The organism is Geoglobus acetivorans (assembly GCF_000789255.1).
Lineage (GTDB): Archaea > Halobacteriota > Archaeoglobi > Archaeoglobales > Archaeoglobaceae > Geoglobus > Geoglobus acetivorans_B.
In genome coordinates this window covers 1439115-1461578 of record NZ_CP009552.1, presented here as the reverse complement: position 1 = coordinate 1461578, position 22464 = coordinate 1439115, and the positions used below count along the sequence as shown (strand labels likewise).

28 protein-coding genes are annotated in these 22464 nt (G+C 46.3%); 13 read left to right on the top strand and 15 right to left on the bottom strand.

Features of this window, described 5'->3' with window-relative positions; all coding sequences use genetic code 11:
• Window positions 1–34 precede the first annotated feature (34 nt).
• The 6 genes from GACE_RS08675 to mqnC are packed head-to-tail and all read left to right on the top strand — an operon-like array spanning window position 35 to window position 4773.
• Window positions 35–496, top strand: coding sequence for an NOB1 family endonuclease (locus GACE_RS08675; protein ID WP_318249184.1), 462 nt, complete (start codon window positions 35–37; stop codon window positions 494–496).
• A complete protein-coding gene (locus tag GACE_RS08670) occupies window positions 493–1083 on the top strand; it encodes an orotate phosphoribosyltransferase-like protein (protein ID WP_048092756.1) in 591 nt (196 codons plus the stop codon). Before GACE_RS08675 ends, GACE_RS08670 begins: the two co-directional genes overlap by 4 nt.
• Window positions 1080–2003 carry an S-layer glycoprotein N-glycosyltransferase AglJ gene (gene aglJ, locus GACE_RS08665; RefSeq protein ID WP_048092754.1) on the top strand — a complete coding sequence of 308 codons (924 nt, stop codon included), beginning with the start codon at window positions 1080–1082 and terminating at the stop codon, window positions 2001–2003. The genes GACE_RS08670 and aglJ overlap by 4 nt, the downstream gene beginning before the upstream one ends.
• Window positions 1975–2991: a CofH family radical SAM protein gene (locus GACE_RS08660; protein ID WP_048092752.1), complete on the top strand. Its 1017-nt coding sequence runs from the start codon at window positions 1975–1977 to the stop codon at window positions 2989–2991. Before aglJ ends, GACE_RS08660 begins: the two co-directional genes overlap by 29 nt.
• Complete coding sequence (locus GACE_RS08655; RefSeq protein ID WP_048092751.1) at window positions 2988–3728, top strand: menaquinone biosynthetic enzyme MqnA/MqnD family protein; 741 nt, start codon at window positions 2988–2990, stop codon at window positions 3726–3728. Before GACE_RS08660 ends, GACE_RS08655 begins: the two co-directional genes overlap by 4 nt.
• Window positions 3709–4773, top strand: coding sequence for a cyclic dehypoxanthinyl futalosine synthase (mqnC, locus tag GACE_RS08650; protein WP_048092750.1), 1065 nt, complete (start codon window positions 3709–3711; stop codon window positions 4771–4773). The genes GACE_RS08655 and mqnC overlap by 20 nt, the downstream gene beginning before the upstream one ends.
• On the opposite strand, the gene GACE_RS08645 is transcribed toward mqnC, so the two are convergent.
• Together GACE_RS08645 and GACE_RS08640 are read right to left on the bottom strand one after the other, a co-directional pair.
• Complete coding sequence (locus GACE_RS08645; RefSeq protein WP_048092749.1) at window positions 4767–5861, bottom strand: cation:proton antiporter; 1095 nt, start codon at window positions 5859–5861, stop codon at window positions 4767–4769. The genes mqnC and GACE_RS08645 overlap by 7 nt on opposite strands.
• Window positions 5862–6344, bottom strand: coding sequence for a cation:proton antiporter regulatory subunit (locus GACE_RS08640; RefSeq protein ID WP_048092748.1), 483 nt, complete (start codon window positions 6342–6344; stop codon window positions 5862–5864).
• A 70-nt stretch (window positions 6345–6414) separates the two neighbouring features.
• Between GACE_RS08640 and GACE_RS08635 the strand changes: the two genes are divergently transcribed.
• The gene (locus tag GACE_RS08635; protein ID WP_048092746.1) at window positions 6415–7215 is read left to right on the top strand and encodes an HAD-IIA family hydrolase; all 801 of its coding nucleotides are present in this window, start codon (window positions 6415–6417) and stop codon (window positions 7213–7215) included.
• On the opposite strand, the gene GACE_RS08630 is transcribed toward GACE_RS08635, so the two are convergent.
• The 13 genes from GACE_RS08630 to GACE_RS08570 all read right to left on the bottom strand — a co-directional run bounded on the left by GACE_RS08630 (window position 7191) and on the right by GACE_RS08570 (window position 18122).
• Window positions 7191–7955 carry an Mrp/NBP35 family ATP-binding protein gene (locus GACE_RS08630; protein WP_048093825.1) on the bottom strand — a complete coding sequence of 255 codons (765 nt, stop codon included), beginning with the start codon at window positions 7953–7955 and terminating at the stop codon, window positions 7191–7193. The two genes, GACE_RS08635 and GACE_RS08630, sit on opposite strands and share 25 nt — an antisense overlap.
• Window positions 7956–8032: 77 nt before the next feature.
• Window positions 8033–8581, bottom strand: coding sequence for a KH domain-containing protein (locus GACE_RS08625; protein ID WP_048092744.1), 549 nt, complete (start codon window positions 8579–8581; stop codon window positions 8033–8035).
• Window position 8582: 1 nt separating this feature from the next.
• Window positions 8583–9365: a serine protein kinase RIO gene (locus tag GACE_RS08620; RefSeq protein ID WP_048092742.1), complete on the bottom strand. Its 783-nt coding sequence runs from the start codon at window positions 9363–9365 to the stop codon at window positions 8583–8585.
• 1 nt (window position 9366) lies between these two features.
• Window positions 9367–9660, bottom strand: a complete 294-nt coding sequence (gene eif1A / locus GACE_RS08615) for a translation initiation factor eIF-1A (protein WP_084063708.1) — start codon at window positions 9658–9660, stop codon at window positions 9367–9369.
• Between the two features lies 1 nt (window position 9661).
• Window positions 9662–10636, bottom strand: coding sequence for a tyrosine--tRNA ligase (locus GACE_RS08610; RefSeq protein WP_048092741.1), 975 nt, complete (start codon window positions 10634–10636; stop codon window positions 9662–9664).
• Between the two features lie 88 nt (window positions 10637–10724).
• Entirely contained in the window at window positions 10725–11717 is a 993-nt protein-coding gene (gene radA / locus GACE_RS08605; RefSeq protein WP_048093822.1) for a DNA repair and recombination protein RadA, read from the bottom strand.
• 124 nt (window positions 11718–11841) lie between these two features.
• On the bottom strand, window positions 11842–12312 hold the full coding sequence (locus tag GACE_RS08600; protein ID WP_048092739.1) for an Lrp/AsnC family transcriptional regulator: 471 nt from the start codon (window positions 12310–12312) through the stop codon (window positions 11842–11844).
• A 19-nt stretch (window positions 12313–12331) separates the two neighbouring features.
• On the bottom strand, window positions 12332–13753 hold the full coding sequence (locus GACE_RS08595; RefSeq protein ID WP_048092736.1) for a sodium:solute symporter family transporter: 1422 nt from the start codon (window positions 13751–13753) through the stop codon (window positions 12332–12334).
• Window positions 13754–13843: 90 nt separating this feature from the next.
• The gene (locus tag GACE_RS08590) at window positions 13844–15100 is read right to left on the bottom strand and encodes a phenylacetate--CoA ligase family protein (protein WP_048092735.1); all 1257 of its coding nucleotides are present in this window, start codon (window positions 15098–15100) and stop codon (window positions 13844–13846) included.
• A 68-nt stretch (window positions 15101–15168) separates the two neighbouring features.
• A complete protein-coding gene (locus GACE_RS08585) occupies window positions 15169–16041 on the bottom strand; it encodes a radical SAM protein (RefSeq protein ID WP_048092733.1) in 873 nt (290 codons plus the stop codon).
• Window positions 16042–16053: 12 nt separating this feature from the next.
• Window positions 16054–16437, bottom strand: coding sequence for a hypothetical protein (locus tag GACE_RS08580; protein ID WP_048092731.1), 384 nt, complete (start codon window positions 16435–16437; stop codon window positions 16054–16056).
• Window positions 16434–17678, bottom strand: a complete 1245-nt coding sequence (locus GACE_RS08575) for an adenosylhomocysteinase (RefSeq protein WP_318249317.1) — start codon at window positions 17676–17678, stop codon at window positions 16434–16436. Before GACE_RS08575 ends, GACE_RS08580 begins: the two co-directional genes overlap by 4 nt.
• Window positions 17679–17918: 240 nt before the next feature.
• Window positions 17919–18122, bottom strand: coding sequence for a histone family protein (locus tag GACE_RS08570; protein WP_048092726.1), 204 nt, complete (start codon window positions 18120–18122; stop codon window positions 17919–17921).
• Between the two features lie 340 nt (window positions 18123–18462).
• Between GACE_RS08570 and GACE_RS08565 the strand changes: the two genes are divergently transcribed.
• The 6 genes from GACE_RS08565 to GACE_RS08540 are packed head-to-tail and all read left to right on the top strand — an operon-like array spanning window position 18463 to window position 22435.
• On the top strand, window positions 18463–18981 hold the full coding sequence (locus tag GACE_RS08565) for a nitroreductase family protein (RefSeq protein ID WP_048092724.1): 519 nt from the start codon (window positions 18463–18465) through the stop codon (window positions 18979–18981).
• Window positions 18975–19733, top strand: coding sequence for an SAM-dependent chlorinase/fluorinase (locus GACE_RS08560; protein WP_048092722.1), 759 nt, complete (start codon window positions 18975–18977; stop codon window positions 19731–19733). Before GACE_RS08565 ends, GACE_RS08560 begins: the two co-directional genes overlap by 7 nt.
• On the top strand, window positions 19730–20134 hold the full coding sequence (locus tag GACE_RS08555; RefSeq protein ID WP_318249181.1) for a DUF61 family protein: 405 nt from the start codon (window positions 19730–19732) through the stop codon (window positions 20132–20134). The genes GACE_RS08560 and GACE_RS08555 overlap by 4 nt, the downstream gene beginning before the upstream one ends.
• 54 nt (window positions 20135–20188) lie before the next feature.
• The gene (locus GACE_RS08550) at window positions 20189–21025 is read left to right on the top strand and encodes an SDH family Clp fold serine proteinase (RefSeq protein ID WP_048092720.1); all 837 of its coding nucleotides are present in this window, start codon (window positions 20189–20191) and stop codon (window positions 21023–21025) included.
• Window positions 21026–21030: 5 nt separating this feature from the next.
• Window positions 21031–21267: a MoaD/ThiS family protein gene (locus GACE_RS08545; protein ID WP_048093819.1), complete on the top strand. Its 237-nt coding sequence runs from the start codon at window positions 21031–21033 to the stop codon at window positions 21265–21267.
• A 1-nt stretch (window position 21268) separates the two neighbouring features.
• Complete coding sequence (locus tag GACE_RS08540; RefSeq protein ID WP_048092718.1) at window positions 21269–22435, top strand: molybdopterin molybdotransferase MoeA; 1167 nt, start codon at window positions 21269–21271, stop codon at window positions 22433–22435.
• Window positions 22436–22464 lie beyond the last annotated feature (29 nt).

Below are 22464 nucleotides of genomic sequence, written 5' to 3'. Positions count from 1 at the left end.
CTCTGAACTAAAAAATTTATGCACTCCCGCTGGCATGACCATGATGCATGTCCTCGACACGTCTGCAATAATACTCAGGAAGGCAATTTTTGATGATATGGTAACCGTCCCGGAGGTTGTTAACGAGATCAGGGATGAGAACTCCAGGCTCTATTTTGAGATTAAGAATATTCGGGTTGAGGATGCGAGGGAAGAGTTCATTTCTGAGGTGAAAAAAGCGGCAGAAAAAACCGGGGACATTTACAAGCTCAGCGAGACAGATATACGGGTTCTGGCGAAGGCACTGGAATATAATGCGACAGTTGTGAGCGATGATTATGCTGTTCAGAATGTGGCGAGAAAGCTCGGGTTAAATCTGGAAAGAATTCTGCAGAAGGGCATTGAAAAAGAATTTAAATGGATTCGTGTATGTAAGGGTTGTGGCAGGAGAACTGAGAAAGAGGTATGTGAGATTTGCGGGAGCGAAACCAGGCTTAAAAAGGTGGTGAAAAAATGAGTAAAATTGAGGAGCTTGTTGAGAGAGCAAAGCAGCTCAAGGAGAAGGGTCTGACTACCGGCGAAATTGCTGATGAATTGAACATATCCCGTGATACCGCAATCTGGCTTTTAACCAGTTCAAGAACGGAAAGACCTCCATCTGATATTTATGTTGAGCTGAAAAGCATTAACGGTTCATCATTCAGGCTCAGAGAGATGGCGAGAATACTTGCCGATATGGTTCTTGATGCCGGAGATGCAGATGTCATTGTTGGTGTCGCAACTTCCGGCATTCCGGTAGCGACGATGGTCGCTGAGGAGATTGGCTGTGAGCTTTCGATATACTATCCAAAGAAGCTCAAATGGGATGGCGAGGAAAGCCATGCGAGGGGAACATTCAGTGAGAACTTTGCAAACGTTTCCGGAAAGGCGTGTGTGGTTGTTGATGACATCATCACCACAGGAAAAACGATTCACGAGGTGGCTGAGAGCATAAGGAAGAGGGGCGGAAACGTTATAGCAGCAGCGGTGATAGTTGACAAGAGGAGCCACGATGATGTGGAGGGCATCCCGGTTCTGAGCGTTCTCAAGGTATTCAGAATATGAATGTCAGAATACTCATTCCGGCCCTGAATGAGGAGGAAACGATCGGAGATGTGATAGAGGGATTCAAAAAGCAGGGCTTTAGCAGGATCACGGTTGTGGATGGGAACAGTACTGACAGAACGAGAGAGATAGCTGAGGAGAGAGGGGCAGAGGTCATCGTTCAGAGTGGGAAGGGCAAGGGACAGGCAGTGAGGGAGGCTTTCGAGATTCTTGATGATGACGTTGTCGTGATGATTGATGCCGATGGCACATACATGCCCGAAGATGTTCAAAAGCTGCTCGAGCCGATTGAAAAGGGGATAGCTGACCACGTTGTGGGGAACCGGCTTTTGAATTTTGAGGAAGGAGCCTTCAGAAAGCTAAATCTGCTTGGAAACAAGATAATCAATTTGATTTTCAGGATTCTTTATGGTGTAAACCTTCAGGATATACTTTCAGGCTATCGTGCCATGACGAAAGAGGTTTACAAAAATGTGAACCTCGAAAAGATGGGATTTGAGGTTGAGACAGAACTGACAGTCGAGACAATAGCAAACGGATTCAGAATCATGGAGGTTCCCATTTACTACCGGAAGAGGAGGGGGAAAACCAAACTGAAACCGTTCAGCGACGGTTACAGGATTGTGTATACGATATACAATCTTCTTGGGAGATACAGTCCGGGGAGGTACTTTTACCTCATAGGGCTGGTTTTTCTCCTTCTGGGCTTTGCTGGCGGGATTTATGTCGTGTATGACTGGTTCAGGAACATATCTCACTTCCTGCTCGTCAATCTCGTATCAATGCTTGTGGTGAGCGGGATTCTGATAATTGCCGTCGGCTTTCTGAGCGATTCAATGATGAGGGTCAACATTCAGATCAAGAGGGAGATGAGAGAAATCCGGAGGAGGCTTGAAGAACTTGAAAGTGAAAGAAATTGAGGAGCTGTTTTACAGGGATCTGCACGAGCTTGGAAAAGTTGCAGACGGTATTAACGGAAGGATCGCCACCTTTTCGGTTAACAAGCACATAAATTATTCCAATGTGTGCGTTTCCAGGTGCCCGATATGTGCGTATTACAGGTCTGACGGGTTTTTGTTGAGGCCTGAGGAGGTTGTGGAGGAGGCTTTGAGAGCATACAGGCTTGGTGCGAGAGAACTGCACATCGTTGGTAGTCACAATCCTGACGTCGATATTGAGTACTTTGAAAGGATTTTCAGGGAAATAAAGGAAAATACGGGCGGAAATGTGGTTATAAAGGCTCTGACCGCAACGGAGGTGAGCTATTACGCCAGAAAGGAGAAAATGAGCGTTCGTGAATATATTTCCAGGCTGAAGGATGCGGGGCTCGATATGCTTCCCGGTGGTGGAGCAGAGATACTTGCAGAGCGTGTAAGGAAAAAAATAGCCCCAGATAAAGCGAACTCGAAGGAGTGGCTCAGGGTTATGGAAATTGCTCACAACGCTGGAGTAAAGAGCAATGCGACGATGCTCTTCGGACACATCGAGAATTACAGAGACAGAGCAATCCATCTGTACAGGCTGAGAAGGCTGCAGGAAAAAACAGGGGGTTTCGTTTCCTTTATTCCTTTGGTATTTCACCCAGCAAACACCTCTTTTGACAGCCTTCACAAAGTCTCTCCTCAGGAGATTTTGAAGACCATAGCGGTATCGAGAATCGCCCTTTCTAACTTCAAAGGGGTTAAGGCTTACTGGGTAATGATTGGGGAAAAACTCGCACAGATCGCTCTCAACTACGGTGCAAATGATGTTGATGGTACAGTTATGGGCGAGAGGATAGCACACTCCGCCGGAGCGAAAACACCTCTGGAACTTGCAAAGGAGAAGCTTGTTGATATGATAAGGGATGCGGGAAAAATTCCTGCAGAGAGGGATGCGTTTTTCAACGTTCTGGAGGTTTACTCATGAGGGTTGGAAAATTTGGGCTTGTCAACAACTTTCTGCCCTACTATCATCTTGAAAAAGAGCAGAAGTATGAGTTTGTTGAGGAACACCCCAAAAAACTCGCAGAAATGCTTCTGGAAGGTAAAATCGACTATGCTCCGGTTCCGAGCTTTTTTTATTTGAAGAACCGTGAGAGGTTGAGGAAATACTCCTTCTGCGTTGGGAGTGATGGAGAGGTTTACAGCGTTGTTGTGGTCTCCAGGAAAAAGAGGCTTGACGACTCACCAATTGCCGTTACTTCGAAATCCCTGACTTCTGTGAGCATGCTTGAAATCATACGAAGGCAGAATGGCCTGATAAACCGTCTCGTGCCTCACGGCGGGAATTTCTTCGAGATGCTGAAGGATTTTGACCATGCTCTTGTTATTGGTGACGAGGCGATAACCGCAAGAATGGTGTTCAGGATCGTCATGGATGTGGGAGAGGAATGGAAGGACCTCACAGGGTTGCCTGCTGTATTCGGAATTTCTGCTTCATTAATGAGTGCCGATGCTGCACATGTGGACTCGGACATACTGAGGTCATATCAGAGGGGGCTGAAAAACATCGATGAAATTGCCGAAATAGCAAGCCTGAAATACCGGATGCCCGTCGAATTCCTGAGAACTTACTTCAAAGCGCTCGTTCACAAAATGAGCAGGAAGGAAGAAAAGAGCCTCAGGGTTTTTGGTGAGCTGGGTCATGAGTGTGGATTACTTTGAAAAGAACATTGCTGGAGAGGATCTGAGCTTTGAGGAAGCTCTGGAGCTTTTTGATTTGCCGCTGTATGAGCTGGGATACATAGCCGACAGAATCCGGGTGAAGAAATGCGGAAACGAGGTCGGGTTTGTTATCGACAGGAATATCAATTACACCAACGTCTGTGTTTCGAAATGCAAGTTCTGTGCTTTTTATGCAAGAGATGAGCACGATTCATATCTGCTGAGCCATGAGGAAATTCTTGGAAGAATTAAGGAGGCTGTGGATCACGGGGCCACCCAGATAATGCTACAGGGAGGGATTAATCCCGAGCTTGGCATTGAGTGGTTCGAAGAGCTTTTCAGGAAAATAAAGGAAAAATTCGATGTTGACGTTCACAGTCTGTCCCCTCCGGAGATCGTTTACCTTTCCAGGATGGAGGGGATCAGCATTGAGGAGGTAATATCGAGGCTGAGAGAAGCGGGTCTGGACTCCATTCCCGGCGGAGGGGCAGAGATACTCTCTGATGAGGTTCGGCTTGAAATAAGCAGCAAGGGAACTGTTGATGACTGGCTGAGAGTCATGAAAACGGCACATGAGATCGGGATGAAAACAACAGCCACAATGATGTTCGGGCATATCGAAAGTGAAAAACACATCATAGAGCATCTTTTCAGGATCAGAGATCTGCAAAAGGAAACCGGTGGTTTCACAGCTTTCATCCCCTGGAGCTTCCAGCCCGGAAATACTGAGCTTTATGGAATGGTGAGGAGACCTGCACCCCCCGCAAGATACCTGCAGATACTTGCGGTTTCGAGAATAGTGCTTCACAACATCCGGAACATCCAGGTTTCCTGGTTAACACAGGGAATGGATATCGCAACTCTCGCACTCAGCTTCGGTGCAAACGACTTTGGTGGTGTGATGCTGGAGGAAAACGTTGTCAGAGCTACTGGAAAGCCATTCCGACCTGCGAGGGTTGACGAAATTGTTGTGAGGATAAAATCCGCCGGAAGAATTCCGTACAGGAGGGACACGTATTATAACGTCCTGGAGTACTACTATTGACTGGCTCTGCCCAGTATGGAAATTATTTTTTCCGAATACCTCGAGGTCAGTGAACCGAGTATCGACGTTATCAAAACCGTTACTGTTATTGCGGAGGCTGTCAGCACATCTCCGAATGCGAAAGCCATGAATATTGAAAATTCTCCTCTTGCAATTGTATTGAGCCCGATTTCAAGTCCGGACTTCCAGGATTTTTCGGTTCTCAATCCGGTGAGGAGTCCGGAGGCAACCTTTCCTGAAATAGCAACCAGGGCGAGAACGATTCCGAGAGCAAGTCCACCCATATCGAACTTTGTTGAAACCCCGAAAAAGAAGAAGAAAAGGATCAGAAAAACATCTTTGAATGGTATGACCATCTCTTCCACGCTTTTGACTTGTGAGAACATCAGTCCAATGAGTATTGCGGCGTATGCGTAGGGTATCTGGAAAAGCTCTTCAATTGCCAGACCGAGGAGACCGGCAGAAAAAACGAGGAGGAGGGGAACTTCATCATCTCTTTCCATGGCCCTATCCAGGTACTTGGGTGCGGTGTTTGAAAGGATTAGTACTGTGACCGTGAATACAGTCAGCTTGGCAAAAAAATACATCAGGTCGGAAAAGCCTATGCTGTTCAGGACGATCAGGATTGCGATGACGATATCTTCAAAAACCATCATCCAGACAATGATTTCAGCTTCTTTGAGGATGAGCTTCCTGTTCTCGATGAGTGACTGAAGAACGATGGCGGAGCTTGAGATGTACAGTGAGGATGCTATGATGAACGCTCTGGACAGCTCAAATCCGGTGACCGACAGCAGAATAAAGACAAGTGCAAAGTTTATGAGCAAATCATAAAAGCCTGAAGCGAATATTGTTTTTCTCTTAGCTCCTATTTCCCTCGGGTTTATGTGCAGGCCTATGTAGAAAAGCAGGAAAACAACGCCGAACTCGGCTATCTTTTTTGAGACCTCGTCAGCCTGCAGTATTCCAAATCCAGAGCTTCCTAAAGCAAGTCCTGCGATAATGTAGACCGGGATTGCCGGAAAAGATAGCTTCCTTGCAATTATCGCAAAAATCAGGCAAACCAGCCCGGCAATTGCGATCTCCATTCAGGCACCCAGTATCTCCTTTTCAAACCTTTCAATCTGGTCTTTGTTTCCGATAACCACTATTTGATCTTCTTCCTCGAAAATCAGATGTGGGGGCGGGCTGATTATGGTATTGCCTTTTCTTGATACTGCTATGACGTTTACTCCTGTTCTTTTTCTTATTGCAAGCTCTTCAATTGTTTTTCCCGCCATGCTCCTGCCGACCGTGTATGTGTGGAGTGCAAGGGTCAAATCCGGTATTCCCATGAAATCAACTTCTATACTCTCCTTTTCTTTTTCAACCGGAGCGCCGCTGAGGATCGTGGCGAGTCTCTTTGACTCGTTTTCGCTCATTTCAATAGAACATGGTTTCTCACAGCCTTTCTCCTGTATGTAGAGCTGGACTCTCCGGTTGAGTAAAAATACCACTGCTATCCTATCTCCTTTTGACGTTTCAAGTTCATATTTTGTTCCTATGCCTTCCATACCGGTGAGACGGACCATATATTCACTTTACTTAGAAAGATAAAACGCTTTCGACACTCTTTTAAGCATTGAGGGCCTGGTGGATACGATGGACATTGAAGGAGTCATTCTGGATGTTGATGGTGTCATATCGCGTGGTAAAAAGCCCATAGAAAGGGCCATTGAGGGTTACAGGCTTTTGAGGGATGCCGGGATAAAAACAGTATTCGTCTCCAACAATTCGGCAAGGAGCAGAAGGATGATGGTTGAGAAGTTTTCACGCTATGGGATGGACGTGGGTGAGGCCGAGATAATTGTGGCAACACACGCAACTGCTGTTTTTATAAGAGAACGTGATGGAAAATCCAGGGTGTATACAACCGGAGAGCACGGACTTGTGGAGGAGCTGGAAAATGAAGGACACGAGGTAGTTGAAAATCCCGATGCAGATTACCTTGTTGCGGCATCGAACAGAAACATAAACTTCGAGATCTTCACGAAGGCACTGAGACTCGCTCTGAATGACCAGGTGAAATATGTTGCAGTGAATCCTGACAGGATATTTCCCGGTGAAGACGGCCCTGTTCCAGGAACAGGCCTTGTTATTGGGGCAATTTACTGGATGACTGGAAGGGAGCCGGATGCAGTGGTTGGAAAACCGTCCAAGGTTATCGTGGAGCAGGCGGTGCAGATGCTTGGTGTCGAGAGGGACAGGATAGCCATAGTCGGGGATCAGATTGAGATTGATGTCCTCGCGGGGAAAAATTCCGGGTTAAAGACGGTTCTGGTGCTTTCAGGGGTTACAACCAAATATAATTACGAAAAAAAGGTAAATGAAGCTGGGCTAACTCCAGATTTTGTTTTCAGGGACCTCTACGACTTTGCTCAGAGGGTGATCTCCCGGAAGTAATCGGTCTCGTAGCTCTCGATCTCTCCCAAATCCGAAAGCTCCGCAAGCTCAGGGTCGATGGGTATCTCTGCAAGAACTTCCAGCCCGTATTTTTCTGCAAGCTTCCTTGCCCTGTGTTTTCCGAATATGTGGGAGATCTCTCCACAGTGAGGACATTTGAAGAAGCTCATATTTTCCACAAGCCCCACGACTTTCGTGTTCATCATATTTGCCATGTTAAGGGCTTTTTCAACAATTATGGATGTGAGCTCTGTGGGTGAAGCAACCATCACGACCCCATCGAGCTTTGCTGTCTGCATCAGGGTGAGCGGAGCGTCTCCAGTTCCGGGAGGCAGGTCGAAAAGCAGGTAGTCCATACCCTCCCAGTTTGTTTTCCCGAGCAGGTCTTTTATCACGCCCGCAATCATCGGCCCTCTCCAGATAACTGGTGTATCCTTTTCTGGCAGTAAGAACTGTATCGAGAGTATCTTTATTCCGTATTTTCTTGTAGTGGCTGGCTCAATGCCCTTTTCTGTGAATCCAATGCTTGCATCATCAAGTCCAAACAGCTTGGGGATGCTCGGTCCGAGAAAATCCGCATCCAGAACAGCGACTCTTTTGCCCTCTCTGGCGAGGTGGATTGCGAGCAGAGCTGTTACGGTTGATTTTCCCACGCCCCCTTTGCCGCTCATTACCGCTATCTTTCTGCCGATACCTGCGAGTCTTTCCTGAATTTCCCGATCACTAACTGTCTGATGCATCTGAACCACCTTTATGAATAATAATTCAAATGTTTAAAAAGTGTCGGGGGTTACAGAGTCATGCGAATTCCCGCAATTTACGGACTGGGATACCAGTCCATGCTCCGCATTTCGATCTCTCTTTTCTTTCTCTCCATGAACTTCTGGACGGTGAAGTGCTGGGAACCTTCGACGAGCATCATAATTGCCTCTCTTGCAGCGGCAACGTTTTCCATCGGACCTATTATGGAGACGTATTTATCGTACACCGAGACCTTCACGTTCAGCGTTTCCTCTATCATTCTCCTGATCTTGCCTTCCTTGCCGATAATCCTTCCCTTTATCCTCTCCAGCGCCTTTGGAGAGACGTACTGGCTCAAGTCAATGCTTTCAAAAAGTGTGAAGTCATCATCAAGCAGTTTCATTGCGGTATCTGGATTGAATCCTCTCGCAATGGCATTGACAACGTCTTTTGCTTTAAGAAATCCAACCGCATCCTCGCCTCTCGTTATTCTTACAATCCCGTTTCTGCCGTCAATGCTGATCTTGCAGCCAGTCTCCTCCTCAAGTCTTTTCTTCACCTCTCCCTCTCTGCCGATTATAACACCGACCCTGTCGGAGGGAATCTTGATTTCAATCGTTTCCATTTCAATCACCCTTAACTGATGAAATCAGTTCTTCAGGACTTTCCTTAATACCATATCTTGAGAAGAACCTTATAAGGTTTCTCAGGTCTCTCTCCAGATATGAGTTTGCAAGGGGGTGGTCTGTTAACACCGCCTGCCCCATGTCGATGAAATAGGGATCGTTATTTTTAAGGATAATATTGTACTCGCTCAGATCAGCATGAACGAGTTCTGCTTTCCTGTATAGTCTGGCCAGGTTTTCCTTTATTCTGGAATAGAGTTCTTCAACATCTGTAATTTCTGGCAGATCTCTTTTCAGCTCAAAAATGGTGGGGTATGGCACCTCATCTTTTCCCAAAAATTCCATAAGCACCACGTTTTTCAGGTATGTGTATGGTTCTGGAACGTTAACTCCCGCATTGAATGCTCTCTCAAGATTTCTGAATTCCTTTTCGACCCAGGTGAATATAATCTCTTTTTTTGAAACCCTTCTCATGTCAAACCTTCTATCTCCGAACAGGTATTCGTCCATTTTGAAAAACTCTGATGTCTCGATTCTGTAAATTTTGACGGCAAGGGGTTTGAACTCTCCGTTGATGTTTCCGTCGGCGTAGAAAACATTTGCCTCCTTTCCTGTGCTCACAACTCCTCCCAGAGCCTGTATGTAACCTCTGGCTGAGAGCTTGTAAAGAGTTTTCAGTGTCCTTTCATCAAATACCTCTGCAAAAATCTTCCTGGCATCGCTGTCCTTTTCCTTTATCCTTAACTGATCCAGAAGCTTCTCTATTCTTTTTATGTCCTTCATCTCAGAATTTCAGGTATCCTCTGCTCTCCAGCCACTCGACCTGAGGATTGGTGTATCTCCAGATCACATCCGCCCTTTCATCCTGGAACTGCCATGGCACTATGATGACCACGTCTCCTTCCCTGATCCAGATCCTCTTTCTCATTTTTCCCGGGATCCTTGCAAGCCTTTCCTTTCCGTCCTCGCACCTCACCTTAATGTGTCCGGCTCCGAGCATGTTTGTAACGATCCCGAACATTTCTCTCTTATTTTTATCCGGAAGCTTAACCCTGATTACTTCTTCACCTTCACTCAAGTCACCACCCCATTTTTTTCAGTTTTTTTCTTGCTCCATCGAGAATCATGTTCAGATATCTCGCAGCATTAATTTTCACATCAAGAGGATGAATTTCACCCTTTGAATAATCTTCGGCAAGTTCATTAAAGTTTTCGTACTCTAAATCACCACCGAATTTCTCATCCCTTTCGATAACCACTCTTTCGAATCTGGGAAATACATGGTATCTCATGATATCCATTACCGGATTATCCACCACCTGCTTTTCAGGACAGAATGCCTTTTTCAGCTTTTTCACGACTGTCTGTTCGTCGTCTCTCACCGAGATGTAGTTGCCCTTCGAGGAACTCATCTTCTCTCCATCCAGCCCCACCAGTATGGGTGTGTGCATGCAAACCGGCACATCATAACCGAGCTTTGGCAGGTTCTCTCTTGCAAGCATGTGAATCTTTCTCTGATCCATACCCCCAACAGCAACCTTTACGCCTAGGTGCGCAATATCGAGGGCCTGCATCAGCGGATAGACCATCTGGGAGACCATGGGATCCTCCCTCCTTCTGCTGACCTCGTCCATGCTCCTTCTCGCCCTGTTTATCGTCGTAATCCTGGCCATTTTAAGAACATCGAGCATGTACTCCTGTTCAAGCTGATATTCGCTTCCAAGCACGAATTTTGCCTTGCTTTCATCCAGTCCGAGTGCTATGAATGCTGCCCTGTTATACTCTGCCACCTTTTTTATTTCATCAAAATCTCCCTTCTCGTTGAGGTAAGCATGAACATCCGCAAGAAGAACTGTGATTTCAAAGCCTATTTCCTGCAGATCCATAAGCTTGTTCACGGTCATCATGTGTCCAAGGTGGATTTCCCCGCTTGGCTCGTAGCCGACGTATGCCGTAAGTTTCTCTCCACTTTCCAGCAGAGTCCTAAGCTCGTCGAGAGTTACAACTTCTTCTATGTTTCTTGTTGCTATGCTGAGTCTGTCTTCAATATCCATGTTGTAATGAAGGAAGAGGCTATTTTTAAGGTTAATCTTTTGGGAGTTGGAGAGACATCTATCTTACTAAATTAATAAAAAATTTCGATTATTTGTCTTCAATACCCCTTTCGGTAACCCTGAATATTGCCTCTGATTCAGGCAGATGGGGCGAGTCGATCAGTCTTGCAACTCTGAGCTCGCCTTTGCTCTTTCTCAGGTAAATTCTGAATGTTGCGGTGTGGGCAACAATGTGTCCGCCAACGGGTTTTGTGGGGTCTCCGAAGAACTGGTCTGGCTTCGCCATCACCTGATTGGTGACAACGATTGCTGCATTGAAGACTTCGCCGAATCTCAGGAGATCGTGGAGATGCTTGTTCAGTTTCTGCTGTCTGTCTGCAAGCGTCCCTCTTCCAACGTATTCCGCTCTGAAGTGGGCTGTCAGGGAATCAACGATGAGTAACCTGACGTTTATTCCGTCCTTTTTGAGCTTGTTGGCCAGCTCCTTGGCATTATCTATCAGAAGCATCTGGTGGTTTGAGTTGTATGCCTGAGCGACGTAAATGTTTTTCAGAGCTTTGTCCGGGTCAAGACCCTTTGCTTCGGCCATCTGGATGATCCTCTCCGGCCTGAACGTCCCTTCCGTGTCAATCACAACCACTGCTCCATTGAGTCCTCCCTGTTCTCGGGGTAGCTGAACATTCACGGCAAGCTGATGACATATCTGCGTTTTACCACTGCCGAACTCACCAAAAAGTTCAGTTATGGCCTGGGTTTCAACTCCTCCTCCAAGCAGGTCGTTAAGGGCATTGCTACCTGTGGTTATCTTACCCACCTTCTTTCTTCTTTCGTAAACAACGTCTCCCGTCTCAAAACCACCGACATTCGCAAGCTTTCTTGCTGCGGAGATGATCTTCATTGCTGTGCTTTCTCCAATTTCAGCAGCGGCACTGAGTTCGGAGGGTGATGCAACGGCTATCGCCTCTATGGAATAATAACCAGCATCTCTAAGTTTTTCAGCCGTTGCGGGGCCAACAAATGGAAGATCTTCAATGTCAAGCACTGTGCTTCCCTCATCAGCATTTTTTGAGGACTGGCTCATCTGCTCTTTTTTCTCGTTTTCCTTATTCACTTCCTTCTTCTTTGCCATCGAACATGGTTTGAAAAATGAATATATAAGTGCTTTCTCCGCTCCAAATGTAAAATGGATATTTTATGTTATTATTTTAATCAAGCTCGAAGACTTTTAATATGTCTATCATGTGGGATTCTTTCACCACGTTAAGCACAAGCATCGTGTATGTTTTTTCCACGAATTCGAGCTTTCCAATCTCCTTTACAAACTCGTTCAGGCTTTCTCTGTCCTTAAACTTCGAAACGGCAATCACGTCATATTCTCCCGTAACATCGTAAACGGCTGTAACATTCGGCATTTCGGCGAGAAACTTTTCCACATCTATAACTTTTCCGCCTTTGGCTGTTATGCCTATAACGGCCGTCAAATCATAACCGAGTCTGGAGTAGTTTATTACGGGAATGAATTTCTCAATTATTCCGAGCTTTCTGAGCTTGTTTATTCTGTTGTGGACTGTTGCCTCAGTTACTCCCAGCTTTTCTCCAATTTCCCTGAGGCTTTTTCTTGCGTCATCCTGAAGTTCCGAAAGAATCTTTAAATCCATAGCGTCAATCTTTTCCATTGTAAAGCTTAATTCAGAATTATTTAAAAAATTTTTCAAAAATCATGTATGTCAGAGCTGACGCAATCAATCCGGGAACAACGGGATATATCCAGTAAACTCTGTAATACATGAAATACCAGACGACTGATGCAATCAGTGCGACGACCATCGAGGCGAGAATGCTGTATCTTGATGGCTTTGCATACAGCATTGCGAGCAGAGGTACCAGGAAAACGGATGTGATCACGGAGAAGCTCACGCCAACAATGCCCACGATTATCTCTGGAGGTTTCAGAGCTATGTAGAGTGGTATCAGGGAAAGAACGAAGACCATTGTTCTTGTCAGGGCTATATTCTCCCTGTTGAGAATATCTTTGGTGAGTGATGTTGCCATCATGTGCAGCAGTGAATTCACCGTTGACATTGCTGCGGCGATTATTGCGGTTAGCAGCAGTGCATTGATACCTTCAGGCAGAACCTTCATTGCTATGACTGGCACAACGAGGTCTGAGTCCTTCAGGTACTTGACCGGGTCATCGAACTGGGGTATTATGAGCCAGCCCAGCGGTCCAATTGAAAATACGCATATTGCAAAGACACCAATTATCAGGGGTGTGAGCAGAGCCCCTTTTTTCAGGACATCCTCATTTTTGGCAGCGACAAACCTGATCACGAGCTGGGGGGATGAAAGCTGGGCGATGCTGATCGCAAAGGTAAGACTCAGGATAAACGGGATGACCATTCCCGCCTTCATTATCGGCGGAGGAGCAAGCTTCCCCACCTCGAACAGCAGCGCTCCTTTGCCTGCAAATATCTGCGTTCCGGCAAGTTTTTCCATCACTTCAAAACCTCCGAGGAAGTAAATGATCGAGGCGAAAAGCACTATGCCGCCTGTGAATGTGAGCAATCCCTGAATCAGGTCCGTGTACACAACCGCCCTGAAGCCTCCGATTGATGTGTACAGCACCACTATCAGTGCGGTTATAATCAATCCGTGGGTGTACGGTATGTCCAGCATCACCTGCAGGAGATTTCCCGCCCCCTTGTATATCGAGACCATGTAGAATGAAAAGAAGACTATGATCACCGCTGATGACAGCATCTGCACTTCTTTTCCGAACTTAGAGCCAAATATTTCAGGTATGGTGAGTGACGAGGTCTCCTCTGCGAGCTGTTTGAGCTTTGGGGCTATAAGCAACCAGGCGAGTATTGCGAATAAAACGTGGAAAAATGTGAGAAATGCGGACCACTGGAATCCGGCAACAAATCCAAAACCCCCACCTCCGAGAAATGCGGACGTGCTGAAATACGTGGCGAAAAAGGAAAAACTCACGAGGGTAACTCCGAGCCCCTTTCCTGCAAGATAGTAGTCAAGCAACCCCCTGGATTTTCTGTACTCTGCAGCACCTATTATCAGCATTAAAATAAGATATACAGTGAATACGGCGGCTATAATCATGCTCACACCTTTCTGTATGCAATCACCGCTCCGGCGATCATCATCAGAATGCTGATTGCATAAATTGCGGCTATAACCATATTCACCACCTCAACCCCTTATCAGCCTTCTGGCCTTGCCCTCAAATCGCTCAAGCTGACCGATGGGAACAACTTTGATGGCTGGATGGATGCCAACGAATTCGGCAAGGTCTTTTGCTATCGCAGATTTAATCCGCTCATCCCCTTCAAAAACAATTTCGAGCCTGCCATTAATGGCGAGAATTCTGTAGTTCACCACGCCGTGTTCTGCGAGAATGCTCTCGACGTCTGTGGGGTAAAACTTCACTCCCTTGTAGATTATCATGTCATCCGTCCTTCCCCGTATCCTCTTTATTTTGATATGCTCAATTCCACACTCGCATCCATCTCTGCCGATAATTGTGCTGATCTCACCGCTTCTGTATCTTATCAGCGGCATACCTTCTCTGTTGAGAGCCGTGTAAACGATCTCTCCCTCTTCACCCTCATCGAGGACCTCTCCGGTTTCTGGATCAACGACTTCCACTATGTAATTGTCCTCCCAGATATGCAGACCTTCCCTTTCGGGACATTCAAAGCCCACGGTTCCGACTCCACCCATCTCTGTCAGACCGGGAATGTCATAAGCTCTTGCGTCAAATGTTTTTTCTATCTGTCTTCTCATCTCTTCACTCCACGGTTCGGCTCCGAGAATGAGCTTCTCGACGTTCAGTTCCGCCACATCTATCCCCATCTCGTCCGCAACTTCTGCAATTCTCAGCGGATAGCTTGCGGTTCCGGCAAGAACAGTCGTTCCAAAATCTACCATGAACCTGATCTGGTTTCTCGTATTTCCGGGGCCGATGGGTATAACAAATGCATTTATCGCATCTGCCGCAAAGTGGAATCCAAATCCTCCGTTCCAGAGTCCAAAAGCAGGGGTTATCTGGATGATATCCCTTTCTGTTACGTTTGCAAGGAAGAAAGCCCTCATCATCATTTCCTTCCACTGTTCCACGTCATGTCTCGTGTAGGGTATGATCACAGGCTGACCGGTGGTTCCACCGGACATCTGAATTCTAACCACCTTTTCTTTTGGGACACAGACTGCTTTGAGCGGGTAGCTCTCTCTAAGCTCCTGTTTGGTTGTAAATGGCAGCACTGATAGGTCCTCCACACTTTTTATCCTGTCTATATCTACCCCTGATTCCTTGAATTTCTTCCTGTACAGGGGTGAATTCTCATAAACGTATCTGACGATCTTCCTGAACCTTCTGTTTTTGATCTCTTCAATTTCACTCCGTTTTCTGAAGATATCCTGCTTTGCCCTGCCATAAACATTAGTCATTAAAAATGGGTTCGAGCCTCAGTATATAAATCTTTCTCATTTTTTGGGTTTAATCCCAAAAAAAGGGATTACAGCGCTCTCATGTATTCAGGCCTTAAAATTTCGGGATGTTCCATTGCATGGTCTATAAGCTTCAGAATTCTGTCTCTGTCTTCTGGAAGGTTCGCTTTTATCGGCAGGTAGTTTGAGGCGTGGTTTGCCCTGAAAACCGTGCTGTAGTCGAGGTCCTCGATAACCCATCTCAATTCCTGGAGAACTTCGGTCTGATTCAGCGGTCTGAATTCTCCTTTTTTCATCTTCGGGTAAAGCGGGGTGTTTTCGACAATCATCAGCGTCAGAAATGCTGTGAACTGTGGTTTCATTCTGTTGAGTGTTTTTGCGGTGTTTTTAGCATGTTTGTAGCTCAAATCCTTCCCACCAAGTCCGGTGATTGCAGTAACGCTCAAAATCATTCCTGATTCTATGGCTTTCCTTCCGGCTTTGACCATTTTCTCAGAATCGACCCCTTTCCTGATTTCTTCCAGAATCTGGTCATCTCCACTCTCCACTCCAAGATAAATCATCTTCAGCCCCTCATGCGCAAGCTCTCCAAGCTCCTCTCCCGTTTTCTCAAGAATGTCCATCGGAGTGGCGTATGCAGATACTCTCTCGAGATCTGGGAAAAGTTTTCTGGCATATCTCAGAATTTTCAGCAGGTCATCGGTTTCCATACAGAGCGCATTACCGTCGGCGAGGAAAATCCTCCTCGTTTTGGGATAAAACTTTTTGAAGATCTCCATTTCTTTCTTGATCTCTTCAACGGACTTAACTCTGAATTTTTTCATCTTGTACATCCCGCAGAATGTGCATTTATTGTGGGAACAGCCGATGGTCGCCTGAATTATCAGGCTGTGTGCCTCACTGGGCGGTCTGAAAAGCGGCATGTCGTATAATTCGAACATATCTTTCACCGGTTAATACCCCACTTCTTTCAGGAATTTTTCGAGGTCCTCTTTTTTCTCAAAATAGAGTGTTGCCTTTTTGTCGCCCTCCACATGCACTGCGAGATTCTCGTAATCAGGATGGAATGTGGCTGAAGCTTTTTTTATCCTTTTGCTCCCGCAGTAAATGTTTTCATAGTCTGTGTAACATGCTCTCGGTTTTCTGAGTATCAGTGCTGAGAAGAACAGCAGAGATAGCATGAGTGCCAGAGAGGGTATGTAGAACTCCTGCGTAAGTCCGTATTTTGTGTATCTGTACGCAATGAGCAACAGGGCGAATGCGAAGAAGACTGCAATCGTTCTCAGATATCTTTTTCTCGCAAGAGCGTTTTTGTAAGGGCGATATATCCAGATCAAGTCCCCTCCCTCCAGTCAGAGAGGTATTTTGCCTGCTCTTCTGTCAGCTCATCGATTTTTATTCCCATTGTTTCCAGCTTGATTCTTGCAACCTCTCTGTCCAGCTCTTCGGGCATCCTGTAAACCTTGTTTTCCAGTTTTTCAGCATTTTTGGCGATGTACTCCACAGCGAGAGCCTGATTTGCGAAGCTCATGTCCATAACCTCTATGGGGTGTCCGTCTCCGGATACCAAGTTGACGAGCCTCCCATCTGCAAGCAGATAGAGTTTCTTATTGCCCAAGTTGTACTCCCTCAGATTTGGCCTGAGCTCTCTGATCTCGTGGGCCATTTTTTCAAGCTCTTCAACGTTTATTTCCACATTGAAATGCCCTGCATTTGCGAGAATTGCCCCGTCCTTCATTGACAGGAAGTGTTTTCTTGTGATGATATCTCTGTTTCCCGTTGCGGTTATGAATATGTCGCCTATGAGCGAAGCTTCATCCATCGTCATGACATCGAAACCATCCATAACGGCTTCAAGCGCCCGTATCTCGTCTACCTCGGTTACGATTACTTTGGCTCCCAATCCTTTCGCTCTCATGGCTATTCCTCTACCACACCACCCGTATCCCGCAACGACCACTTTTTTCCCTGCGATCAGAGAATTTGTCGCTCTGAATATCCCGTCCCACGTGGACTGTCCGGTTCCATAGCGGTTGTCGAACAGATATTTTGTGTATGCATCGTTCACGGCTATAACCGGGAAGAGCAGAACGCCGTCTTCTTCCATGGATCTGAGCCTGTTCACACCTGTTGTGGTTTCCTCACTCGCTCCGAGAATTCTGTCGGCTATAACCTTTCTCTTTTCATGGATCAGGTATATGAGGTCTGCTCCATCATCTATGATTATATCAGGTTCAAAGTCCAGAACTGCATTCAGGGCGTGGTAGTATTCTTCTCTGCTCATGCCTCTTCTGGCAAAGCATGAAACTCCATCCTCTTTTCTGAGTGCATCTGCAACATCATCCTGTGTTGTGAGCGGGTTACAGCCAGTGATCGCAACCTCAGCACCGCCAGCAACAAGAGTTCTGACAAGAACAGCGGTTTTTGCCTCAACATGGAGTGCCATACCTATTCTCAGCCCATCCAGTGGTTTCTCTTCTTCAAATCTTTTTCGGATTCTGGAAAGAACTCTCATGTTCTTCTCTGCCCACTCTATCTTGCCCTTACCGTCCATGAATATGCTTTCGTGCCCGAATATATAACAGTTGCATGTCCTGCTATACTCGCTGCAATAATAATAGAAAATATTATATCTTTCAGGAAATTTTTGTTATTCATGAATGGAGAAATTCCAGTAAAAAGGACTGGAAAGTCGGAAGGTGGAGAGCAAATCTGCAACCATCGTAGCTACCATCTTTCTTGCAACATCCCGCTGATACTGCCATCCTGGTAAAGACTTTGCTTTTTAAATCTATCAAAAATAAAAATAAAAGAAAAATTACATGCTGAGAGCAAGCTTGATGTCCTCTGCCTTGACAGTCTTTCTGTTTGCGTGCTTTGCAATTTCGACTGCTTTCTTTGCAACCTGAAGTGCGTATTCTTCAAGGACCTCAGCCATCTTTTCTACTGCATCCTCGCTAACTCTCTCAGCACCAGCCTTTCTTATCAATCTGTCGATTGGGGCAAGTGGCAACTCAGCCATTTTATCACCTCAATTCTCTTTTCATGAATTGGAGGTATATAAATTTTATTCTGTTGTGATTTCATTTCAGTTTACTTCTATCGCCCGTTAGGTAAGTATGCTAATTCCTGTACCGATTCAACTCTTTAGATAAAATTACGGGAAGGTGTGTGTTCGTATGTGCAGGTCATGGTTGTGTTGAGTATCCCGGAGTATGGCATGATGACATCGGTAACCTCTGGGTGAAGTACTGGTGGGAAGCATTTCATCAGTTAAAAATCCGGGGCATATTATATTAGCTGGTTTTTTGATCGTGGGTAAAGGAAAGAAATTTATTGGTCTTTTCCCATGAACAAACAATATGGAGTGCCTTGATGCAATATTTTCCCGGAGGTCTGTCAGAAAATTTCTCAAAAAGGATGTTGATGATGAGATGATCAGAAAGCTTCTTGAGGCCGGAAACGCAGCCCCCTCCGCAGGAAATTTGCAGGCCAGAGATTTTGTGGTTGTGAGAGATGACGAGACCAAACTTAAACTTGCGGTCGCTTCACTGAGGCAGATGTTCATCGCTCAGGCGCCCGTGGTAATTGTGGTTGTTGCAAACTATCCCCGGAGCATGAAGGTATACGGTGACAGGGGGAAAATTTATGCCGAACAGGATGCGGCAGCTGCAGTTCAGAACATCCTTCTTGCGGCACACTGCATGGGTCTTGCTTCGGTATGGATTGGGGCCTATGATGATGAGGTGGTCTCAGAGATCCTTGGAATTCCCAGCTACGCAAGACCAGCGGCAATTCTGCCTGTAGGCTATCCTGCTGAGGCGCCGGAGGCAAGAAGAAGGTTTAATATAGATGAACTCACCCACTTGGAAAGATGGTGATCGCACTACTTACAGACTTTGGTGATTACTACCCCGGAGTGATGAAAGGAGTGATAAGGAAAATCACACAGGATGAAGTTATTGATTTAACGCACTCCATCCACCCTCAAAACGTTTTTGAAGGGGCTTTTTTGCTCCACTCTGCTTACAGATACTTTCCAGCCGGAACTATCTTCATCAGCGTTGTGGATCCGGGAGTCGGTGGTGACAGGGCTGCGATAGTCATCAAAACTGAAAATTACTGGTTTGTCTGTCCGGACAATGGCATCGCTTTTCCATCTGCTGTTGAGGACGGCATACGGAAAATCCTCAGGATTAAGGAATCTGTGAGTCAGTTTTCTGGCGCTTTCTCGTCCACCTTTCATGGCAGGGACATATTCGCTCCCGCGGGGGCGCTGATCAGAGAGGGCAGGATGGAACATTTTGAAAGGTTTAAAGGAGAGCCTGTAAAGCTTGATCTTTTTGATGCACGGGTTGAGGGTGGCCGTATTGTGGGGAGGGTTGTGCATATTGACAGATTTGGGAACGCTGTGACAAACATAACGAGAAATCAGATTGAGGAATATTCTGTGACTGGTTTCATGTATAGGGGTCATGAGATTCCCCTCGTCGAAAAATACGAGGATGTTGAGAGGGGAAAACCTCTCGCAATAATCGGGAGTTTCAACACCCTCGAGCTCAGTTTGAGGGAGGATAATTTTTCAAGGCATTTCAACGTTGACTTCGGGAATATCGAACTGGGGTGGATATGATGGAGATTGGTGAAAGAACACTTTTCAAGCTGGTTGAGACAATAAACCGACACCTGCCTGAAAAAAGAAAGAGTCTGAAAGCACTGCTTGAAATGGATAGTCCCGAAATCCGGGGCAGGGATGGAATAGATTACTACATAGAACGGGAGGAGCTGGAGTTTATAGCCTGTTACGTGGATGAATTCGAGCAGGACAGATTTATGATCCCGATAATCCTCGAAATGGCAAGCATCGGGGGAGAGTATGTAATATATGTCCGGGACAGGAGGCATGCCGAGTTTATTGAGAAGGCGTTTGGATTTGACAGGTATGTTGACAACATCATGATGCTCTATTCGTACGAGATGCAAAGAATCAGGAAAAAGCTGAAAACCACGTCTCAGGTAATGTTCAGGCCGTAATATGTCCCTGGAGAGTTCCAAAAGAGTTTTATAGTATTGAGAAAGCTCAGAATTATGTACGATCCCCTGTCCATAATCTGGTTTCTGCTCTTTTTCTATCTGCTATTTGCCCCCCAGATGAGGCAGCAAATGCTTTTCAATACGAGAAGAAAGGTTCTGCAAAAACTGGCTGAAAAAAGGGGGAGCAACGTTATAACCCTGATCCACAGGCAGGAGAGCGTCGGTTTCCTTGGGATTCCAATTTACAGATACATTGATATTGATGATTCCGAGAAGGTTCTCCGGGCAATAAGAAGTACGCCAAAGGACAAACCCATAGATCTCATAATCCACACTCCTGGTGGGCTTGTTCTCGCTGCAACCCAGATAGCCAGAGCAATTCACGAGCACCCGGCAAAGACCACTGTTATAGTTCCGCACTATGCGATGAGCGGCGGTACGCTGATTGCTCTTGCTGCTGATGAGATTATCATGGACCCCCATGCGGTTCTTGGTCCCGTGGATCCGCAGTTGATGAACTACCCTGCCCCATCCATCCTGAAAGTTCTGGAAAAGAAGGACGTAAAGGACATCGATGATCAGACAGTAATAATGGCAGATATAGCCGAAAAAGCAATCAATCAGGTGAGAGATCTTGTTTTTTCACTGCTTAAAGATAAGGTGGGGGATAAAAAGGCTGAAGAGATAGCCAGAATCCTGACTGAGGGAAAGTGGACCCATGATTATCCGCTCACGTACCGTGTCGTTGAGGAATTTGGGCTGAACGTTTCAACTGATGTGCCGGAGGAGGTGTATGAGCTTATGGACCTCTACTCTCAGCCAATAATGCAGAGGCACCCGGGCGTTGAATTCGTTCCCAGCCATGGAGACAGGGGAAAGGCGGGAAGGTGAGTGGCGTGGTCAGGGTAAAGTTTTTTGCAAATTTCAGGGAGGTTGCTGGCACGAACGATCTGGAGATTGAGGCTAAAACGCTTGAGGAGCTTTTGGAAAATCTCAAACTCAGGTATCCGGGAATGGAAAAGCTCTACAGTTATGCTATAATCATGGTCAACGGAAGGCAGGCGAAAGATACAAATCTGAGGTTGGAGAGCGAAGACGTCGTTGCCCTTTTACCTCCGGTGAGCGGTGGTTGAGATGCTGTTTGGGAGCCTTACGAGTGTTGAGGAGGCAAAACGCAGGCTTCTTGAAAGAATAGAACCTTTTGGCAGTGAGGACGTTGAAACTCTTCCTATTGAAGATGCACACATGCGAATTCTTGCCGGAGATGTTATGTCCGGGATAGACATACCCCATTACAACAGGGCAGCAATGGATGGCTTTGCTGTCCGACACGCAGAGGTCAAACAGGCTGGAAGAATGAATCCTGTTTTGCTCGAAAAGGGCAGGAATGCTGTGTGGGTGCACACAGGCGACCCCCTCCCAGAGGGTTTTGATGCTGTTGTCAGGGTTGAAGACACTGAGGAAATCGAAGGCTTTGTTGCGGTTTACAAAGCTGTGAGAAAACATGAAAACGTCGGGCTGAGAGGAGAAGATGTCAGGAAAGGAGATGTAATTGCTGAAAAGGGAACACTGCTCAGGGCACACAGCATTGCCCTGCTCAGAAGTGCGGGCGTGGAGAGTGTTGAGGTCTTCAGAAGGCCGAGGGTTCTTGTCGTTCCCACCGGTGACGAGCTTCTGAAGCCAGGAGAGCGCCTGGTTGAGGGGAAGGTTTACGAGAGCAACGGAATAATGATTGCCGCATATCTGAGAGAATGGGGTGCTGATGCTGAAGTTACTGACATCGTGAGGGATGAGGTATCCCAGCTCGGGAGAATCTTTGAAAATGCCGGAGATTATGATCTGGTGGTTACAACGGGCGGCACGTCAGTGGGGAAAAGGGACCTTGTATACAGCGTCCTGGACACGCTTGGAGATGTTGTTTTCAGAGGTGTGGCTTTGAGGCCCGGGAAACCAACACTGTTTGCCATGGTGGATGACACACCTGTTCTTGCACTGCCCGGTTTTCCGGCGGCATGCGTTGCATCAGCTTACCTCTTTCTCAAACCGGCAATACAGAAAATGCTTGGATTTAGCGAAGATATGTCGTTTTTTGCCAGAGTTTCTGATAACATTTATTCAAAGGCAGGCTTTACGAGTTTCGTCCGGTTGAGAGTCGATTTCGGCAGAATGGTCGCTCAGCCTATATCATCTTACGGTTCTGGAATTCTGAGCAGCATTACAAAAGCGAATTGCTATACGATAATTGACGAAAACACCGAGGTGGTTGAGAGGGGTGAATCGGTCAGGGTTTTCCCTCTTTGATTTTCTAATAATTGTGAAAAAAGAAAATC